Origin of the sequence: Cupriavidus sp. TMH.W2 (assembly GCF_050847365.1) — a bacterium.
Lineage (GTDB): Bacteria > Pseudomonadota > Gammaproteobacteria > Burkholderiales > Burkholderiaceae > Cupriavidus.
Genome location: NZ_CP193792.1, coordinates 2052853 through 2069458 on the forward strand (window position 1 = coordinate 2052853; position 16606 = coordinate 2069458).

General features: G+C 67.5%; 15 protein-coding genes. 1 reads left to right on the forward strand and 14 read right to left on the reverse strand.

All coding sequences use genetic code 11. The features are described 5' to 3' along the window. Positions 1 to 213: 213 nt before the first annotated feature. The 11 genes from clpB to ACREYQ_RS09460 all read right to left on the reverse strand — a co-directional run bounded on the left by clpB (position 214) and on the right by ACREYQ_RS09460 (position 14331). Positions 214 to 2802 carry an ATP-dependent chaperone ClpB gene (gene clpB / locus ACREYQ_RS09410; RefSeq protein ID WP_432257382.1) on the reverse strand — a complete coding sequence of 863 codons (2589 nt, stop codon included), beginning with the start codon at positions 2800 to 2802 and terminating at the stop codon, positions 214 to 216. Positions 2803 to 3024: 222 nt separating this feature from the next. Beyond that, complete coding sequence (locus tag ACREYQ_RS09415) at positions 3025 to 3906, reverse strand: MaoC/PaaZ C-terminal domain-containing protein (protein WP_432257383.1); 882 nt, start codon at positions 3904 to 3906, stop codon at positions 3025 to 3027. Then, a complete protein-coding gene (locus tag ACREYQ_RS09420) occupies positions 3906 to 6053 on the reverse strand; it encodes a D-(-)-3-hydroxybutyrate oligomer hydrolase (RefSeq protein ID WP_432257384.1) in 2148 nt (715 codons plus the stop codon). Before ACREYQ_RS09420 ends, ACREYQ_RS09415 begins: the two co-directional genes overlap by 1 nt. A 144-nt stretch (positions 6054 to 6197) precedes the next feature. Further along, positions 6198 to 7742, reverse strand: coding sequence for an acyl-CoA synthetase (locus tag ACREYQ_RS09425; RefSeq protein ID WP_432257385.1), 1545 nt, complete (start codon positions 7740 to 7742; stop codon positions 6198 to 6200). Between the two features lie 17 nt (positions 7743 to 7759). Next, complete coding sequence (locus tag ACREYQ_RS09430; RefSeq protein WP_432257386.1) at positions 7760 to 8836, reverse strand: branched-chain amino acid ABC transporter permease; 1077 nt, start codon at positions 8834 to 8836, stop codon at positions 7760 to 7762. Between the two features lie 11 nt (positions 8837 to 8847). After that, positions 8848 to 9873: a branched-chain amino acid ABC transporter permease gene (locus ACREYQ_RS09435; RefSeq protein WP_432257387.1), complete on the reverse strand. Its 1026-nt coding sequence runs from the start codon at positions 9871 to 9873 to the stop codon at positions 8848 to 8850. Positions 9874 to 10055: 182 nt separating this feature from the next. Next, positions 10056 to 10796 (reverse strand): ABC transporter ATP-binding protein, encoded by a 741-nt coding sequence (locus ACREYQ_RS09440; protein ID WP_432257388.1) that lies wholly within the window; start codon positions 10794 to 10796, stop codon positions 10056 to 10058. Continuing rightward, positions 10789 to 11550, reverse strand: a complete 762-nt coding sequence (locus tag ACREYQ_RS09445; protein WP_432260391.1) for an ABC transporter ATP-binding protein — start codon at positions 11548 to 11550, stop codon at positions 10789 to 10791. Before ACREYQ_RS09445 ends, ACREYQ_RS09440 begins: the two co-directional genes overlap by 8 nt. A 92-nt stretch (positions 11551 to 11642) precedes the next feature. Then, positions 11643 to 12830, reverse strand: a complete 1188-nt coding sequence (locus ACREYQ_RS09450) for a substrate-binding domain-containing protein (protein ID WP_432257389.1) — start codon at positions 12828 to 12830, stop codon at positions 11643 to 11645. Positions 12831 to 12898: 68 nt separating this feature from the next. Further along, entirely contained in the window at positions 12899 to 13690 is a 792-nt protein-coding gene (locus ACREYQ_RS09455) for an enoyl-CoA hydratase/isomerase family protein (RefSeq protein WP_432257390.1), read from the reverse strand. Beyond that, the gene (locus ACREYQ_RS09460; protein ID WP_432257391.1) at positions 13687 to 14331 is read right to left on the reverse strand and encodes a TetR/AcrR family transcriptional regulator; all 645 of its coding nucleotides are present in this window, start codon (positions 14329 to 14331) and stop codon (positions 13687 to 13689) included. The genes ACREYQ_RS09455 and ACREYQ_RS09460 overlap by 4 nt, the downstream gene beginning before the upstream one ends. 241 nt (positions 14332 to 14572) lie before the next feature. Between ACREYQ_RS09460 and ACREYQ_RS09465 the strand changes: the two genes are divergently transcribed. Then, a complete protein-coding gene (locus ACREYQ_RS09465) occupies positions 14573 to 15481 on the forward strand; it encodes an alpha/beta fold hydrolase (protein WP_432257392.1) in 909 nt (302 codons plus the stop codon). On the opposite strand, the gene crcB is transcribed toward ACREYQ_RS09465, so the two are convergent. From crcB to moaD, 3 genes are read right to left on the reverse strand one after another with little or no spacing between them, the layout of a single operon-like run. Next, positions 15431 to 15811 (reverse strand): fluoride efflux transporter CrcB, encoded by a 381-nt coding sequence (gene crcB / locus ACREYQ_RS09470; protein ID WP_432257393.1) that lies wholly within the window; start codon positions 15809 to 15811, stop codon positions 15431 to 15433. The genes ACREYQ_RS09465 and crcB overlap by 51 nt on opposite strands. Continuing rightward, complete coding sequence (locus tag ACREYQ_RS09475) at positions 15811 to 16326, reverse strand: molybdenum cofactor biosynthesis protein MoaE (RefSeq protein ID WP_432257394.1); 516 nt, start codon at positions 16324 to 16326, stop codon at positions 15811 to 15813. The genes crcB and ACREYQ_RS09475 overlap by 1 nt, the downstream gene beginning before the upstream one ends. Before the next feature lies 1 nt (position 16327). Continuing rightward, on the reverse strand, positions 16328 to 16585 hold the full coding sequence (gene moaD / locus ACREYQ_RS09480) for a molybdopterin converting factor subunit 1 (protein ID WP_432257395.1): 258 nt from the start codon (positions 16583 to 16585) through the stop codon (positions 16328 to 16330). Between the last annotated feature and the right edge of the window lie 21 nt (positions 16586 to 16606).

Genomic DNA, 16606 nt, shown 5'->3' on the forward strand with positions numbered 1-16606 from the left:
CGCCTTGCAGCGAAACTCAGGCCCTTTACGACGCGAAAAGCGTGCCACTGGAATTCTGGCGTGCATCCGGCGCTCGAAGCAGTACGGCGGCGGCGCGGCGTGAAAAATTTGCACGGGAACCGCCTGCCTTACACGCGAGGGGAAATTCAGGACAAAAAAAATCCCTGCGCTCACGCGCAGGGATTGATGGCGACACGTTTTGAAACTCCGGACTTAATGCAGAGACCGCCCGAAGGTGAACTCGCCATCGACATAATCCACCGGCACCACATCCTTGGCGGCGAACTTGCCTTCCAGAATGGCGCGTGCCACCGGGTTCTCGATCTGCTGCTGGATCGCGCGCTTGAGCGGGCGCGCGCCAAACACCGGGTCGTAGCCTGCGCTGGCGATCTTCTCCAGCGCTGTCTCGCTCACCTGCAGCGTCATGTCCATGCGGGCCAGGCGGCTCTGCAGGCGTTGCAGCTGGATGCGCGCGATCGATTCGATATGCTTCTGGTCCAGCGCGTGGAACACCACCACCTCATCGATCCGGTTCAGGAACTCGGGCCGGAAATGCGTGCGCACCTCCTGCCAGACCGCGCCCTTGACCGCTTCCTGCGGCTCGCCGGCCATCGCCTGGATGATCTGCGAACCCAGGTTGGACGTCATCACGATCACCGTGTTCTTGAAGTCCACCGTGCGGCCCTGGCCATCGGTCAGGCGGCCGTCGTCCAGCACCTGCAGCAGCACGTTGAAGACGTCCGGGTGGGCCTTCTCGACTTCATCGAGCAGCACCACGCTGTACGGCTTGCGGCGCACGGCTTCGGTCAGGTAGCCGCCTTCCTCGTAGCCCACATATCCCGGCGGCGCGCCGATCAGGCGGCTGACGCTGTGCTTCTCCATGAATTCGCTCATGTCGATGCGGATCAGGTGCTCTTCCGAATCGAACATGAACTCGGCCAGGGCCTTGCACAGCTCGGTCTTGCCAACGCCGGTCGGGCCCAGGAACAGGAACGAGCCATAAGGCCTGTTCTCGTCGGCCAGGCCGGCACGCGAACGGCGGATGGCATCGGACACCAGCCGCACGGCTTCGTCCTGGCCCACCACGCGCGCATGCAGGCGGTCTTCCATCTTCAGCAGCTTCTCGCGCTCGCCCTGCATCATTTTCGATACCGGGATACCGGTGGCGCGGCTCACCACTTCGGCGATTTCCTCGGCGCCCACCTGCGTGCGCAGCAGCTTGTTGGGCTGCTTCTGCTCGCTGGCCTCGGCGTCGGTCGCGGCCTTGAGCTTGCCTTCCAGCCCCGGCAGCTTGCCGTATTGCAGCTCGGCCACCTTGTCCAGCTTGCCTTCGCGCTGCAGCTTGGCAATCTCCAGCTTGACCTTCTCGATCTCTTCCTTGAGCGCGGCCGTGCCCTGCGCGGCGCCCTTCTCGGCCCTCCAGATCTCGTCCAGGTCGGCGTATTCCTTCTCCAGGCGCGCGATTTCCTGCTCGATCAGCTCCAGGCGCTTCATCGACGCCTCGTCGGTCTCTTTCTTGACCGCCTCCCGCTCGATCTTGAGCTGGATGGTGCGGCGCTCGAGCTTGTCCATCGACTCCGGCTTGGAATCGATTTCCATCTTGATGCGCGCGCCCGCCTCGTCGATCAGGTCGATCGCCTTGTCGGGCAGGAAGCGGTCCGTGATATAGCGGTGCGACAGCTCCGCCGCGGCGACGATGGCCGGGTCGGTGATCTCCACGCCGTGGTGCAGCTCATACTTTTCCTGCAGCCCGCGCAGGATGGCAATGGTGGCCTCCACGCTGGGCTCGTCCACCAGCACCTTCTGGAAGCGGCGCTCCAGCGCGGCATCCTTCTCGATGTACTTGCGGTACTCGTCCAGCGTGGTCGCGCCGATGCAGTGCAGCTCGCCGCGCGCGAGCGCCGGCTTGAGCATATTGCCCGCGTCGATGGCGCCCTCGGCCTTGCCGGCGCCGACCATGGTGTGGATCTCGTCGATGAAGACGATGGTCTGGCCTTCGTCCTTGGCGACGTCGTTGAGCACCGCCTTCAGGCGTTCCTCGAACTCGCCGCGGTACTTGGCGCCGGCCAGCAGCCCGGCCATGTCCAGCACCAGCACGCGCTTGTTCTTCAGGCTCTCGGGCACCTCGCCGTTGACGATGCGCTGCGCCAGGCCTTCGACAATGGCGGTCTTGCCCACGCCCGGCTCGCCGATCAGCACCGGGTTGTTCTTGGTGCGGCGCTGCAGGATCTGGATAGCGCGGCGGATTTCGTCGTCGCGGCCGATCACGGGGTCGAGCTTGCCGATGCGGGCGCGCTCGGTCAGGTCGATGGTGTACTTCTTCAGGGCCTCGCGCTGGCCCTCGGCCTCGGCGCTGTTGACCGAATCGCCGCCGCGCACGGCCTGGATGGCCGATTCCAGCGACCTGCGGTTCAGGCCGTGCTCACGCGCGATGCGGGCGGCCTCGCCCTTGTCGTCGGCGACGGCCAGCAGGAACAGTTCGCTGGCGATGAACTGGTCGCCGCGCTTGATGGCTTCTTTCTCGGTCGCATTGAGCAGGTTCACCAGGTCGCGGCCGATCTGGACCTCGCTGGTGCCCTGCACTTGCGGCAGACGCTTGATGGCGGCGTCCAGCGCCGTCTGCAGGCCCTGCACATTGACGCCGGAGCGCGCCAGCAATGCCTTGGCGGCGCCGTCGTCCTGCGACAGCAGCGCGCGCAGCACGTGCTGCGGTTCGATGTATTGGTTGTCGTTGCCCAGCGCCAGGCTTTGCGCATCAGCCAGCGCTTCCTGGAACCGGGTGGTCAGTTTGTCTAGACGCATAAGGAATCCCTCTCTCGGATAGGTCGTGTCCTGATGCGGGGGCGTCGGCTCCGGTCGTGGTTGCCGGAGCGCCCGTATGCCCTGCCGGACACTGGATGTCTTTCCGAAAGATAAGGCTTTGTCGCGACATTTCAAGGCCACGCCGGAACGCAATGATCCTGGTCGGGCTCAGTGTCGGCAACCCCGGCCCCTATGCTCGCAAGTGCTGCAAGCGATACGCGGCTAGGCGGTTCCGGCCGTGCCCTTGTCGGCAAGGTTGCGCACCAGCACCAGTGATTCACCCTGCACCACCACGCGCCCGTCCGCGCCCGTGACCACGCTGGCCAGGTTGACCAGGTCCTTGCCGGCGCGCAGCCGCACGATGCGCACGCGCGCCGTCAGCGGCTCATCCAGCCGCGCGGCCGAGGCCAGCCGCAGCGATTGCTTCATCCAGCCCGTGCCGCGTCCCGGCAGCCGGGTGCCGAGCAGGTCCGAGAACATGCCGGCCAGCAACGGCAGCGGCACCACCGGGCCGTCAAACCCGCGCGCGCGGGCAAAACCCGGATCGGCGTGGTACGGATTGGCATCGCCGCTCAGGGTGATGTATTCGTCCAGGTCCGCCGCCGTGAAGGCCCGGCTCGCACTGGCTTCCTGCCCGGGGCGCAGGCGGTACAGGCCGGCATCCCCCGCCTCCGGCGCCTGGCCCGCCTCGGCAGGCGGCCGGTCCAGTCCGGCAGGACTGGCATCCGGCAGCCACAGCGACTCGCCCACGGCCGTGACGCGCGGCGCCTCGCCCGGCTCGCCCGCACTGCCCACGGTGGTGCCGTAGGCCACCAGCCCCGCCGGCGCCGCCTGCGGCGCCAGCGCGACCTGCACCGCATCGCCAACGAAGGCAGGCGTCGGGAACATCAGCGTCTGCCCGACCGGCAACGCCGGTCCGGGCAGTTGCCGCCAGGTATGGGCGCACAGCAGCGAAAACAGGAACATGCCGTGCGCCACGGTGGCACCGAAATGCGTGCCACGGGCAAAGGCCGGATCGCAGTGGATCGGGTTGTCGTCGCGCGACAAGGCGGCAAAGCGGTCAAAATCGCGCTGCGACAGCACGGGCGGCAGGGCGTGGTTCATCAGTCTGGTACCTGTACGGTGTTGGCGTTGATGGAAATCACGTTGCCGGCCGCCGGGGTGGCGGCGATCGGCGGCACGTTGGACAGCAGCAGCGCCGGCGCCGGGGTGTTGAAGGTGCCGCCACGCGGCGTGGTCCGCACCACTTGCGACGGCGGCAGCGCCTTGCCCGCGGTGAGGTTGTCGTAGACCGCGTCCAGCGCCCGGTTCAGGTAGACGTGCAGTGGCACATAGCGGTTGCTGTACCCCGCCACCAGTCCGATGAAGGCATCGAAGTGCTGGGCATTCTCGACCTCGACATACGACAGCTTGCTGTTGACGCCCTCCTGCTGCCGGTTCAGGCCAAGGTAAGGGCGCGAGGTGTGGTTGACCGGCAGCAGCCCGTCGCTGCGCCCGTGCACGATCACCGCAGGCTTGCCGCGCAGGTTGCCGTTGCGCAGCGCCAGCGCCTGGCCGGCCTGCAACGCACGCGCGGTGGCGTCGGCGCCGGTCAGCAGGCTGCGCAGGCAGTTGGCGCCGTCGAAGTTGAGGTCGGCGCGACCGGTCGAGCCGGAAATCGATGCCAGGTTCAGGAACGGCCCATTCTGCGGGTCGCGGTCATTGATCAGCTGGACCGGCGCCTGCGGCGGCACGCCGTTGCCGGTGGCGTACATCGACGCCAGCGCGGCGGGCGCGATGGCCGCAGGCTTCAGGTCGGTCAGTGTGCTGGCAAAGCTGTAGCCGCACAGCCGGTCGGTGACGCTTGCCTGGGCATACGCGTTGGCGTAGGTGACCGAGATCGCGGCGGCCACGTCGAACGCGGCCAGCGACGGGTGCAGGTCGTCCGATTCCGCTTCCCAGCCCGCAGCATGCAGCGCCTGCAGGGCGCTGGCGCTCTGCTGGTCCGTGTTCGCGCCGCTCACCAGGCCCTTGTCCGCCAGCGTCTGGCAGCGGTTGGCAAAGAACGACGCCATGCTGGGGTTGGTGTAGAACGGCGCCTGGGTCAGCGCGGTGGACCGCGAGGCGCAGTGCTGCAGCAGGTTGGCCGTGGTGGTGTAGTCGAACAGCGTGCGGCCCGAGGCCGTCACCGGCGTTGCGCCACGCTGCACCACGATGCCGGTATTGGGCGGCATATTGAGGTTGGGCTCGCCTACCGCCACGCCGTCGATGAGCCCGTCGGCATCCTGCTCGGCCGCCGCCACCGCGGCACCGCCGCCGTTGGAAACGCTGGACGCGATCACCACGATCTTGCCCTTGTCCAGCGTGCGCTGGCGGGTGCCGTTGGCCGACACCGCGCCAAAACGGTCATTGATCGCCCAGATCGCAAACTGCACCGCCTGCAGCGTGAACTTGCCCCAGTCCTTCTCCGGGTTGCGCTGCGAATGCGCGTGCTTGAACGCCAGCCGGTGCGGGTTGGCTGCGGTGAAGTCGGCCAGCGAGGCAGCCCCCGCCGGCGCGGCAAACTGCGCATTCTTGCCCGCCGCCGCGCGCGCGGCGCGGGTGCCGTCGATCAGCGGCACGGTGTCGGTATCGAGGTCATGCGGCGCGGCGCCGGTGCCCTTGTCGGTATAGGCCACCGCGCAGCCGCGCTTCAGGCCCCATTCGCCGGTGGCAATGGCGCCATAGACGCCGCGCGAACCGGACGACGTGGCGGTGATCACGCACGGCTTCGACGTGTTGAACGTGGCGGGGATCTGCACCAGCATGGTCACGTTCTGCTGGCCCGAGCCGTCGTCCGAAAAGGCCAGGTACTCCACGCCGGCCACCTTGCCGTCCGATCCGGTGACATTGCCCTGTGCGTCGACATTGGGGCCGTAGAGCGAGCCGTAGCCGCCGCTGGCGGTGGTGTCGACGATGGCGCGATAGTTGGTATAGATCGCGTAGCGCCGCAGCTCGGCCGCGGTCGGCGCGGTGGGGTTGGCCGGCAGCGGCGCCGTGGCGCTGGCCAGGCCGTCCTTGCCCAGGCCCGCGGTCAGCAGGTCGTCGGTGGTGCCGTTGTAGCTGTTGATGGTGACCGTGCCGATATTCGCCGGCTTGGTATTGGGGTTGCTGCCGTTGCCGTTGTTATCGTCGCCCGAACCGCAGGCGGCGGCCAGCATCGATGCGGCGACCGCGAGCACGGTGCGCCCGAGGCGGCGTTGCCGCTGCGGCGGGAATTTCGTGGAATGCATGTCAACCTCCTCCTGCCGCGACCGGGTAGCGGGCGCGGTCGAGTTAATCTCAGATCGAGGACTGCGGAGACTGCGAAGACTACGGAAACTGCGAGTTGCGGCGGGAATCCATGCAAACGGCAACGGCTGGCGCGGCCATGCGCTTCAGGCTGAAAACGTTGTGCGCAGCTTGTGCTTCTCGACCTTGCCGGACGGCGTGCGCGGCAGCGCATCGAGAAAGCGCACATGGCGCGGCACCTTGTAGCCGGCCAGCTGCGCCTTGCAGTGGGCAATCACGGCGTCGGCGTCCAGCGTGGCGCCAGGGCGCAGCACCACCAGTGCCATGCCGACCTCGCCCCAGCGTGCATCGGGCGTGCCGATCACCGCGGCCTCGGCCACGCCCGGCAGCTGGAACAGCACGTTCTCGACCTCGGCCGGATAGACGTTCTCGCCGCCCGAGATAAACATGTCCTTGGCGCGGTCGACGATGTAGTAGTCGCCGTCCTCATCGCGATAGGCGATATCGCCGGAATGCAGCCAGCCGTCGCGGATCGCCAGCGCGGTGGCCTCTGGCAGGTTCCAGTACCCCGGGGTCACGCCAGGGCCCTTGATCAGCAGCTCGCCGCGCTTGCCCGGGCCTGCGTCCACGCCCAGCGGATCGACGATGCGGGTCAGCATCGACCCCACCGGCTTGCCGATGGTGCCGATCTTGCGGCGCGCGGTGTCCTCGTCGCAGACAAAGACCGTGGGGCCGGTCTCGGTCATGCCGAAGCCGAAGCAGATGGTCACGCCCTTGGCCAGGTAGGCCTCCAGCAGCGGCCTGGGCACCGGCGAGCCCCCCGCCGACATATTGCGCACGCCGGCGAAGTCCGCCTGCGCAAAGCGCGGATGCTGGCTCAGGAACAGGTACACCGCCGGCACCGCGAAGAACATGGTGATGCCCTCGCCGCCGGCGCGGTCGAGCTTGCCCAGCACCACCTGCGGATCGAACTGGCGCATGATGTGCACCGTGCCGCCCGCGTGCAGCACCGGGTTGGCATAGAGGTTCAGTCCGCCGGTATGGAAGAACGGCAGCACGCTGAGGAACACGTCGTCACGCGTGATCTTGTTGGCCAGCATCGCGTTGACGGCATTGAAGAAGACCATGCCGTAGGTCTGGATCACGCCCTTGGGCTTGCCGGTGGTGCCGGAGGTATAGAGCAGGTGCCAGATCTCGGACTCGTCGCGGCAAGGCATCTCGATGATGCGGCCGGAGGCCGCGTCGAGCACCGCCTCGTATTCGGTCCAGCCGCCGGGCACGTCGGCCGCTTCGTCGTCGGCAAGATGCAGCACCGCGCGCAGCGGCACGGCGCGTGCCAGTTCGGCCGCCACCGCCAGGAAGCCATCACCGGCGACCAGCACCTCGGGCGTGCAGTCTTGCAGGATCGGCAGCAACTCCGCTGCCGGCAGGCGCCAGTTCAGGCACACCATCACCATCCCGGCCTTGGCGCAGCCGTACAGCATCTCGAAGTAGTCCGAGCTGTTGTGCGCCAGCACCGCCACGCGCGTGCCCGGTGCAAGGCGCAGGTGGTCGCGCAGGTATTCGGCGAAGCGGCTGGCGCGTTCGTCGAAGTCGCGATAGGTCACGTGGCGCCCGCTCTCCACGTCCACCAGCGCGGTCTTGTCGGGGAATTGCTGCGCGTTCTTGTGCAGCCAGTCGATGACGTACATGGGTTAGTCTCCCCTGCTCAGGTTGCCACGTCCTGCACGGGCCCGGTGCCGCGCAGCCGTCCCACCACGCCCTGCGGGAAGTAGTAGACGCTCAGGATGAACAACAGGCCCAGCCATAGCAGCCAGCGGTCCGGATGCAGCAGCGACGACAGCAGCGGCAGCGCGGCCGTGGCGTCGCTGGCCAGCTTCATCACGTCCTGCAGGTAGGTCTGCGCCACCAGGAACAGCACCGTGCCGATCACCGCGCCGTAGATCGTGCCCATGCCGCCGATCACCACGATCAGCAGGATGTCGACCATGATCTCGAACGACAGCGAGGTATCGGGCCCGTTGTAGCGCAGCCAGATCGCCATCAGCACGCCCGCCAGCGTGGCGAACATCGCCGACAGCACCGTCGACACGGTGCGGTACACCACGGTGCGGTAGCCGATCGCCTCGGCGCGGAAGTCGTTTTCGCGGATCGCCTGCAGCACCCGGCCAAAGGGTGAGTTGACGATGCGCAGCAGCACCAGGAACAACGCCAGCGCGCCGGCGAATACCAGGTAGTAGCTCAGCAGCTTGCCGCTCAGCGGCACCCCCAGCCACTCGGCGTCGCCCAGCGTAAAGCCGGGGCGCAGCACCTCAGGCACCTTGAAAGTCAGGCCGTCTTCGCCGCCGGTCCATTCCGACAGCTGCGACACCAGCGTGGCAAAGGCGGTCGCCACCGCCAGTGTGATCATGGCGAAGAAGATCGCCCGCACCCGCAGCGAGAACAGCCCGATCAGGAAGGCCAGCAGCGCCGACACCGCCAGCGCACCGGCGGTGCCCACCAGCAATGCTCCCCAGCCAGGCTCCATGCGCGACATGGCGATGGCCACTCCATAGCCGCCAATGCCGAAGAACATGGTGTGGGCAAAGGAAACAATGCCGGTATAGCCCAAGAGCAGGTCATAGCTGGCCACCAGCACCACGAAGATGCAGATCTTGGCCGCCATATTGAGCGCACGCGCGCCGGGGAAGGCAAACGGCGCGCACGCCAGCGCCACCAGGATCAGCAGCAGGATCAGGGTCAGCACGCGGCTGCGCGGCAGGTCGCCGGAAAGTAGTCGGATCATGGTCGTTGCCCTCAGCGCCACGCCACCGGGAACAGCCCCTGCGGGCGCCACAGCAGCACCAGCATCATCAGCAGGATGTTGGAGAACAGAGCCACCTTCGGGAACAGGAAGCCGGTGTAGTTGGCCATCAGCCCCACCAGCAGCGCGCCGACGAAGCAACCCGTGGTCGAACCCAGCCCGCCGATGATGATCACAATAAAGATCAGCACATTCACCTGCGCGCCAATCGCCGCGGTGATGTTCTGCTGGTACAAGCCCCACAGCACCCCGCCCAGCCCGGCCAGCGCCGCGCCCGCGACGAACACGCCGACAAACAGGCGCCGCACGCGGTAGCCAAGGGCCTCGACCATCTCGCGGTTCTCCACGCCGGCGCGGATCAGCAGGCCGATGCGGGTACGGTTAAGCAGCAACAGCATGGCGATAAAGATCACCAGCCCCAGCGCCATCGCGATCAGCCGGTATTTCTCGATCGCCGCGTCACCCAGCAGCACCGCGCCGCGGAAGGTGGTGGGCAACTGCAGCGCGATGGTCTCCGGGCCCCAGATAGCCTTGATCAGCTGCTCGGCCACGATCATGCCGCCCATCGTGATCAGGATCTGCTTCAGGTGCTGGCCATAGACCGGGCGCACCACCACGCGCTCGAAGAACAGCCCGACCGCGCCCGCGGCCACCATCGCCGCCGCGATCGCCAGCGCGAACACGGCCAGGTTCTGTGCCAGGCTATCGGCCTCCACCCAGCCCGCCAATGGCAGCAGCACCGAGGCCGCCACATAGGCGCCCAGCGCGATAAACGCGCCGTGGCCGAAGTTGAGTACGTCCATCAGGCCGAAAACGAGCGTCAGTCCGGACGAGACGACGAAGATGATCATGCCCATGGCAAGCCCGGCAATGGTCAGCGTCAGCCAGGTCGACGGGCTGCCGACCAGCGGATACGCCAGCAGCATCAGCAGCGGCGCCAGCGCCAGCGGGGTCCAGTCGAGCCGGACCTTGGGCAGCTCCGACGGCGCGGCACTTGATACAGTCGTTGATGTCATCATGTCTCTTGTCCTGCCGCGGGCGCATCGTCCCACGCGCTGTGTGCTCCCTCTCCCGCTTGCGGGAGAGGGTTGGGGTGAGGGCCGGCGGGTCGACGAAGTGAAGCGTGTCGGTATGCCAGTGCCTGCCCTCACCCCCTGCCCCTCTCCCGCAAGCCGGGGGGGAGCAAACCATCGGTTCAGTATTACTGGTGCGCCGCCAGCGACAACCCCAGCAGCTTCTGCTGCAGCGCGTCGTCCCCGGCCAGCGCCGCCATCGCCCCGGTATGCACCGTGCGCCCGTCGTCCATCACTGCCACCGTATCCCCCACCGACTTCGCCATATGGAAGTTCTGCTCCACCAGCAGGATCGACACCTCGGTCTGCTTCAGCTCGCGGAACACATGGATCATGTTCTGGATGATGGCCGGCGCCAGGCCCTTGGTGGGCTCGTCGACGATCAGCAGCTGGCGCGGCTCGATGATGGCGCGCGCCACCGACAGCATCTGCTTCTGCCCGCCCGACAGCACGCCGGCGCGCTGGTGCCAGAAGGTCTTCAGCGCCGGGAACATGCGGAACACCCAGTCCAGCCGGCGTTCATCGATGGCGCCGGTGCGCGCGGCCAGGCGCATGTTCTCGGCCACGGTCAGGTCCGAGAACACGCTCATGTTCTCCGGCACATAGGCAATGCCGGCCTGCGCGATGGCAGGGGTGCTGCGGCGTGTGATATCGATGCCGCCAAAGGTCACCGTGCCGGCGCTGGCCTGCCACAGGCCCATGATGGTGCGCAGCGTGGTGGTCTTGCCGGCGCCGTTGCGCCCCAGCAGCATGGTCACGCCGCCGCGCGGCACCGCGAAGCTCACGCCGTGCAGAATGTGGTACGGGCCGATATGGGTCTGCACGCCCTGCAGCCGCAGGATCGGTTCCGTCGCTGTTGCCTCAGCCATGGCTGCCCTCCTCGTCCGGCATGCCCAGGTAGGCCTGCTGGACCACCGGCGAGGCAATCACCTCGGCGGGGTCGCCGTCGGCCACCAGCGTGCCGTTGTGCAGCACGATGATGCGGTCGGCCAGCGAGCGCACCACGTCCATCTTGTGTTCGACCAGCAGCACGGTCTTGCTGCGGTCCTGGCGGATCTCGCGGATCAGGTCCAGGATCACCGGCACCTCGTCCACGCTCATGCCTGCGGTAGGCTCGTCGAACATGAATACGCGCGGCTGCAGCGCCAGCAGGATGCCGACCTCCAGCTTGCGCTGGTCGCCGTGCGGCAGCGACGCCACCGTCAGCTGCCGCTTGCCGGCCAGCGCCACGCGCTCCAGGATCGCCATGGCCTGCGCCTGCACGTCGCGGTGGCTGGACCACATCGAGAACAGGTCGATGCCGCGCTGCCGGCGCGCCTGCACCGCCAGCCGCACGTTCTCCAGCACCGACAGCTGCGGGAACAGGCTGGTCAGCTGGAAGGCCCGGCCGATGCCGCGCCGGGTCTTCTGCGATACCGGCAGCCGCGTCACGTCCTCGCCGTCCAGCAGGATCTGCCCGGCCGTAGGCGGCAGCTGCCCCGAGACCAGGTTGAAGTACGTGGTCTTGCCGGCGCCGTTGGGGCCGACGATGCAGGTCAGCTCGCCGGGCCGGAACGCGCACGACACCGCATTGACGGCCACGTGGCCGCCGAAGCGGATGGTCAGGCCGCGCGTTTCCAGCAGCGGCCGCGCGCCGGAGGCGGCGGCACTGGCGTGCTGGCCGGCCCGCTGCGACGCAGCCGGCGCGGACCGGGCGAAGGAGGCGGGCGCGTCCATCAGCGGCGGTTGCGCACGGGCACGTTCATCTCTTCGGGCTTGATCTCGCGCACGAGCTCAGGCACGCCCCAGGCAAAGGCCGGATCCACCTTGATCTTGAAGTGGTACATCGACTGCATGGCCTGGTGGTCTTCCTTGCGGAAGGTCATCTTGCCCTTGGGCGTGTCGAACGACATGCCTTCCATGGCCGTGATCAGCTTCTCGGTGCCGGTGTCGCCGCCGGTCTTCTTCAGCGCCTCCACCAGCGCAATGCCCGCGGCCATGCCGCCGGCGGTGAAGAAGTCGGGCGGCGTCTTGAACTTGCTGTAGTGGTTGGATACCAGCCACTCATTGGCCTTGTTCTTGGGAATGCCGAAGTAGTAGTACGTGGCCCCTTCCATGCCCGGGAAGTTCTTGTAGCTGGCCATCGCCGGCAGGATATTGCCGCCGGTGGCGATCTCGATGCCGTAGCGCTTGGGATCGAGATCGGCAATCTTGAACGGATTGCCGGCGCCGGCCCAGATAATGAAGATCACCTTGCGGCCCGGCTTGTCCTTGAGCGAATCGAACAGGCGCTGCGCGCCGGCAGTAAAGTCCGTGGTGTTGGTCGGCAGGTATTCCTCATGCACGATCTTCGCGTTCTTCAGCGCGCCCTTGAAGGCCTTGACGCCGTCGCGGCCAAAGGCATAGTCCTGCGCCAGCGTGGCGATCTGCACGCCGGGCTTGTCCAGCGCCACGGCGTTGGAAATTGCGTCCTGCGACGAATTGCGGCCGGTGCGGAAGATATAGCGGTTCCACTTGTCGCCGGTGATGGAGTCGGCCACGGCTGGTTCCACCAGCAGCACCTTCTTGTATTCCTCTGCCACCGGCAGCATGGCCAGCGCGGTGCCGGAAGACGTGGGGCCGACGGCGATATCGGCACGGTCGTCGCTGTAGGCGGCGGCCAGTTGCGCCTTGGCCACGTCCGGCTTGCCCTGGGTGTCCTTCTCGATCACCACCAGCTTGTTGCCGTTGACGGCCATGGTGCCGTTGGTGGCGTACTCCAGGCCCATCATCAGGCCGGTCTGGGTCTGCTTGGCATAGGCCTCGAGCGCGCCGGTCTTGTCATAAACGTGCGCGATGCGGATGTCCTTGGCCTGCGCGGCGCCAGCGGCGAGCAGACCGGCGGCCACGACCAGGGCACGTACGGCGGGTGGGTTGCGTTGCATTGCTGTCTCCTGTTTTCAGTTTCGTTTGTGTTGGTCTTACTGAAACCTGCTGCAACTGCTTGGGAATGCTATACGGCCTGTTCGCGCGCGCGTTCCGCCAGGAAGCGCCGGATGCCTTCGGCAGTCTCGGTGCTGCCGATCTGTGCAACAAAGGCCGCACGCTCGCGCTCAAGCCCGGCCGCCAGGGTGTGGGGGTCCCAGCGCAACAGCGCGCGCGTGCGGGCGACGCTGCCCGGCACCTTGCGCGTCACGCCGCACGCCAGCGTCACGGCCTCGGCCTCGGCCGAACCCGGTGCGGCCAGCGCGGTCGCCAGCCCGAGCGCCGCCGCCTCCGGCGCGGCAACGATCGTATTGTTCAGCTGCCACGCCCGCGCCCGCGGCCTGCCGATCAGGTGCGGCAGCATCGCGGTCCAGCCGCCGTCGGGGCTGAAGCCCACGACTGTGTAATACGGTGCGATGCGCGCATCCCGCGCCAGCACCGCCATGTCGCACGCCAGCACCAGGCCAAGCGAGCCGCCTGTCAGCCAGCCCTCCACCGCGGCCACCACCGGACAGCGCAACGCGGCCAGGCGCAGGATCGAACGGTTCAGCAGGACCAGCAGCCGGTCGGCGTAGCTGGCTATGGCATCACCCTGCGCGGCAAATGCCGCGACATCGCCGCCGGTCGAAAAATTCCTGCCGGCATGCGTCAGCACCACGGCATGGATCGCGGATTCGGCTTCGATCTCATCCAGGGCGGCCAGCAGCGCTTCCAGCAGCTCAGGCACCAGGCTGTTGTGCCGCTGCGGCCGGTTCAGGCGCAGCAGCGCCACGCCATCGGCGCGCTCCCACTGCACCAAGGGTTCGGCGTTGGCGTTCATCGCGGCTGCAGGCCGTGGGCGATCAGGTCGAAGGCGGTATCAACCACCTTCTCCATCGAAGGCGGGCGCTTCCAGCGCGCGTAGCGCATGCCCAGGAAGTTGCTGATGCCGATCAGGCACCAGGCGCGCACCTCGGCATCGCCGGGCACGATCTCGCCCTGCTCTTCGGCGCGCGTCAGGCGCCGGCTGTAGAGTTCGGCAAACACCTGGAAGTAGCTGCTGTAGATGGTCTCGTCCACCGAGTACGAATCCAGCACGATGCGGTACAGGTTCTTGTGGCGCGAAACGAAAGAGAGAAACGCCTTCAGGCCCAGGCGCTCAGCGTCCATCTGGGTTTCGGCGGCGGCGACGTGCTTGCGCAGATGCGCCCGCACCAGATCCAGCATATGCGCGACCAGGGCGCGGAAGATGTCTTCCTTGTCCTTGAAGTACAGGTAGAAGGTGCCCATCGCGACCTTGGCTTCCTGCGTGATCTCGGAGATCGACGCGGCGTAGTAGCCTTTCTCGCCGAACACCTTCTCCGCGGCACGCAGCAGCGCCTCGCGGGTCTTCTGCCCGCGCGCGGTCTTGGGCGGGCAGATGCCGCCGGCCGGGCCGGTGGCGTCGGCTGCGTCAGTCTCGCCAGTCTGGATGGGGGACATCTTGTCTCCGGTGGCGCTGCGCGCCTTGTCATTGGAATGCCAGCCGCTTCATGTGCTGCCGACGGCGGCAGGCGCCTCCTCCGCCCCTGCCGTCGCCCTGAACCGACACTCAGGCAAAACCTGATATCTGATTCATGTTTCATCGTATAAATTGAGCACGGTGGATGTCAATAGAGGGGCACCCTCACCCGGTGGCATTCAGGCCGCTTCCCTTTACCCTCCTGCCAGGAGAAACCCGCCGTTGGACGCTCCCGATTCGGCGCCTGCCAGCCCTGCTGCCCCGGAATTCGCCTGCCATCCGGCGCACTGCGATTTGCCTGGCTGGCGTGAAACCGGCCAGGGACGGCCGCTGCTGTTGCTGCATGGCTGGTCCGTCAATGGCGAAGCTTTTGACGGCCAGCGCGCGCTGGCGCTGGCGGGATTCCGCGTGATCGCGCCCGACCATGCCGGCCATGGCCTGTCGCGGCTGCGCGACGGCACCACGATCGCGGCGCTGGCGCGGGACGTGGCCGCACTGGTCGCGCACCTTGGGCTGACCGATGTCGTGGTGGCGGGCTGGTCGATGGGGGCGATGGTGGCATGGGCGCTGCTGCGCGACCACCCGGCGCTTCCCCTGTCGGCGGTCGGCAGCATCGACATGACGCCCAGGCTGGTCACCGGCCCGGGCTGGCCGCATGGTCTGCACGGACACTACGACGTGGCGCAGGCCGAGCAAATGGCGGCGCGCATCCGGGCCGACTGGCCACGGCTGGCGCCGTCGGTCGCATTGGGATTGTGGGCAGTGGGACGACGTCCAGAGGGTCCGGCAATGCAGCGCATCGCGCACATGGCAGACCAGTGCGACGCGGCAACCCTGGCCGCGTTGTGGGAAGACATGGCGCGGCAGGATTTCCGCGACACCCTGCGCCTGGCCCGTCTGCCCTTGTTCCACCTGTATGGCGAGGCCAGCCGGCTTTATGCGCCGCCAATCGGCATCGCAACCCACGCCTTGCACCCGGCCGCAGGTTTAAGCGTAGTCGCCGGCACCGGCCATAGCCCGCATATGGAGCAGGCGCAGGCCTTCAATGCCGCGCTGCTTGCCCTGGTCCAGCAGGCGGGATCAGGCCAGCAAGCGGTAGGTCCAGAGCCCGAACGCGGTCAGCAGCAATGAGCCGCCCAGGTGCAGCAGCATGTGCATCGCCGCCCAGCCGTAGTCGCCGGCAAGCAGGTTCGCCAGCACCTCGCTGGAAAACGTCGAGAACGTGGTCAGCCCGCCCAGGAAGCCGGTGATGGCCAGCAGGCGCCATTCCGGCGGCAGGCTGGCGTGCGTATCGAAGAAGCCGACCGCCAGGCCGATCAGGTAGCCGCCCAGCAGGTTGGCCGCCAGCGTGCCGTAGGGAAGCGCGGGATTGATCGCGTTCCACAGCACCGCGAAGCCCCAGCGCAGCCAGGCACCCGCCGCGGCGCCCACGCCCACGGCGACAAAGCCGAGCGGCCCCATCAGGGCTGGCTCCCGCCAGCATCCGCCTCGCGCTGTGCATCGTCCCCGCTGGCATTGAACGACGTGATCCCCCAGCGCTTGAGCGCGGCCTCGTCGGTCACGCGGGCATCGACCCAGCGCGCGCCTTCCGGGGTGTCTTCCTTCTTCCAGAACGGTGCTTCGGACTTGAGGTAGTCCATGATGAACTCGCACGCGGCAAAGGCATTGCCGCGGTGGGCCGATGCCACCGCCACCAGTACGATCTGCTCCAGCGGCTGCAACGGGCCCACGCGGTGGATGATGGTCACGCCCAGCAGCGCCCAGCGCGCGCACGCGGCCGCCTCGATCTGCGCCAGCGCCTTCTCGGTCATGCCCGGATAGTGCTCCAGCTCCATCGCGCTGACCGCGCTGCCGTCGCTCACGTCGCGCACGGTGCCGATAAAGCTGGCGACCGCGCCGACCGCCGGATTGCCGGCACGCAGCGCCGCAACTTCCGCGCCAAGATCGAAATCCTCACGCTGCACCCTGACGCTCATCTCAGCCTCCGGTCACTGGCGGGAAAAACGCGACTTCGCAGCCGTCGGCAATCGCCGTATCGGCACGCGCCACGGCGTGGTCGACGGCCATGCGCAGCGCGCGGCCTTCGGCCAGGGTCTCGGCCCAGGCGCCACCACGCTGCCGCAGCCACTGGCGCAGCTCGCCCACGGTGCGCACCTGCGCCGGCACCTCGGCGCGCTCTTCGGCCACGCCCAGCTGCTCGCGCACGCTGGCAAAGAATCGGAGTTCGATGATCATCACAGCTTCTGTGTCCAGGTA